Source organism: Xanthomonas albilineans (assembly GCF_002939705.1).
GTDB lineage: Bacteria > Pseudomonadota > Gammaproteobacteria > Xanthomonadales > Xanthomonadaceae > Xanthomonas_A > Xanthomonas_A albilineans.
In genome coordinates this window covers 1-2575 of the sequence record NZ_MDCB01000054.1, presented here as the reverse complement: position 1 = coordinate 2575, position 2575 = coordinate 1, and the positions used below count along the sequence as shown (strand labels likewise).

Here is a 2575-nt window from a genome sequence, read left to right as displayed (position 1 = left end):
CCCTCGTGCTGCTTGAAGCCTTTGATGTTGTGTCTGTATTGCGGATTGATGCCGAGCGCGTCGGTGAACCCGGCGGCCAGCCGTTCCTGCTGTGCGGGACCGTAAGGCAATTTATCGCCATGCCTGGGCAGGGTGCAGGACTGTTCCAGCGCGTTCTTGAACAGGGTATAGCGCGAGTGCAGCGCATGGCCCGGATGACGGAAGTCTTGGAGATGCTCATCCGAACGCGGTGGACGCGTCGGTGGGGTATACAACATCGCCTCGCCCGCTTGGCGCTGTTCGTGTTGATGCGACCGGGGATCTTGGCTGTGGCGCTGTTCGTGTTCGCGTTGCTGCGCATCCATAGCCTGGCGGTGCAACTGCACGTGTTGCTGCGCGAGGCGCTGTTGCTGTTCGCGCGCTGCCTGCGCTTGCTGTTCCTGCTGCTGCAGTTGCGCGATCCGCGCCTGTTCCTGCATGTCCACGCCGGCCGGTTTTTCATGGACCGGGGCGCTGTGAACGGGTGGCGGCTGTGTCTGCCGGTACGCTTGCGCCAGTTGCACTGCCTGCTGCTGCGCCTGCCGGATGTGTTCCTGGCGCTGCTGGAAGGCGTGGTCGTCCTGCAGGCCCGTGTGTCTGTCCATGGCCGGGGGCGGCATGGACGCGGCAGCAGCGGATGATGATGAAGAGGAGGAAGACGCGTCCGCGTTCGTCGATGTGGGATGGATCGACGCTGCTGGTGCGCTGTGCTGCAACCACTGTCCCGGATGCGTCAGCGTATCGTAGGCTTGCCCGGCGGTGTGTTCGACCGCATGGATGCCGCGCTCCACGGTTTGACGACCGGCATCGTAGGCATGTTCGGCACGCACCTGCACCGCCAGTGCTTCCGCCTTCGCTGCCATGGCGGTAGTCGCGCCAGGATTCAGCGCCATGTTCAGTAGCTCGCGGTCCTGATGGACGTCCTGGCGGAAATGATCGAAAGCGGCCTTGTTGTGCGCGTAGTTGGCTTGGAGCTGCGTCAGCCTCTCCGGGGACAGCACGCTCTGCGGGCCAGTGAAGTGTGTGCCGCTGTGATCGCCCAGGCGCATCGCACGCAACGGATTGGGTGAGGATGCGCCGTGGCTGGCGTCGAGGTAGTGCGCGTCTTTGAGCGCTTGCACATTCTCTGGAGTCGCCAGGGTCACCACCGTACCGTAATGCCGACTGGCCCCACTCACCGGATCACCTGCCAGGACGTAATTGGTCACCGCCGAGCCGCCTTCGGGCACGTGGTGATTCAAGCTCACCGCGCCGTAAGCGTTGAAGGTCGCGCCGGCCAAACCGTATTTGGCCGCCTCGATCTGCGCCAGTGCGCCGCCGAGGGAGTGGCCGGCTACGGTCACGTGATCTTTGGGTATACCTCGTGCGGCGGCCTTGGCGAGCATCTGCGCCGTGAACGCATCGGCGGCGGCTTTTTGCGGATTGACGGCGTCGCGCACCATCGTGGCATCGACGGCGATGTCCTGGAGGGTGGTGAGCGCATGGCTCGCTTTTTCCGCTTTGGTCTCGCCGGTAAATAGACCAGGGTCGGTGCCACGGTAGGCGATGATGATGTTGTGTGGTACTTCCACGCTTCGATACGCGGTTGCATGGAAACCGGTTATAGGATCGTTCGCGTAGCCGAAGACGGTATAGTCTGCACCTCCTAGATGTATAGGCTTGGGTTTACCGACTTCACTCTGCGAACGGTTGAAATACGAGTCATTGGCCGCATCGGCGCGCTTTTGATCGGCAGGGTTCATGGCTTGGCTTCCCTGACAGTAATCGTGACTTGGAAGTGAGCATCTGGATGCTGAACAACCTCATCGTCTTCTCCAGTGAGAGTTTCAGCACCATACTCAACGAGATGCTGATCTCCATATGCGCTCTTCTTGAAATAGAAGGTCTGCTTCTTCTGGTCAGCATGCAGAAGCGAATTCAACGTGCGACCCCAATTGAACGTAACCCCCTTGCCAATCGCCGAAATGCCAGCACCGGTTGCATCCCAGTGGCACACGCCAAGCTTGAAGTAGTCCTCGTCCAGCAAGGCGTCCCGATAAAAATATCCCTTCCACGTGTGATCGTCCACCTGTGTCATGGGAACATCGAGTCCGGTATTGGGCATGTGTCGCTGGCCAATGAAAGGGATCAGCGGCACGCATTTCTCATTGATGACGTCATACCCGATGTATGCCTCAATCGTATCCCACGGCCCCGGCGCATGCGAGGTGGCAATCACTTCGTAGCGTTTGACCGGATGCGGATTGAGGTGACCGGTGGCGCCGTCATTGCCGACATCGATGCCTTTGGAGCAGCCCGCAGCGGTCAGGGCCAGCGGCATGAGGGCGGTGGCGGCAAGGTGTTGCAGTTTCATCGGGTCGTCCTCGGCGGGATGGGGCGCGGATGCGGCGGCAGGCAGGTACGGCCACGGTGCGGGTTTACGCTTGGGCTCCACCGGCAATCCGCCGGGTGGCAGCGGCCCCAGCTCGGCGCGCACCCGCGCATTGATGATCGCCATATCGCGCAGGAGCTGCAGATCGTGCAGCGGATCGCGCACCTTGAGTTTGCGCGGGCGATA

2 protein-coding genes are annotated in these 2575 nt (G+C 61.6%); both read right to left on the bottom strand.

The genetic code is table 11. The annotated features are described in order from the left end of the window. A partial coding sequence (locus tag XalbCFBP2523_RS15640; RefSeq protein ID WP_488175806.1) for a Tle-like phospholipase domain-containing protein occupies positions 1-1760 on the bottom strand: 1760 nt, incomplete at its 3' end. Further along, the coding region (locus XalbCFBP2523_RS15635) for a hypothetical protein (protein WP_430523492.1) at positions 1757-2575 on the bottom strand (819 nt) is incomplete at its 5' end. The genes XalbCFBP2523_RS15640 and XalbCFBP2523_RS15635, both read right to left, overlap by 4 nt.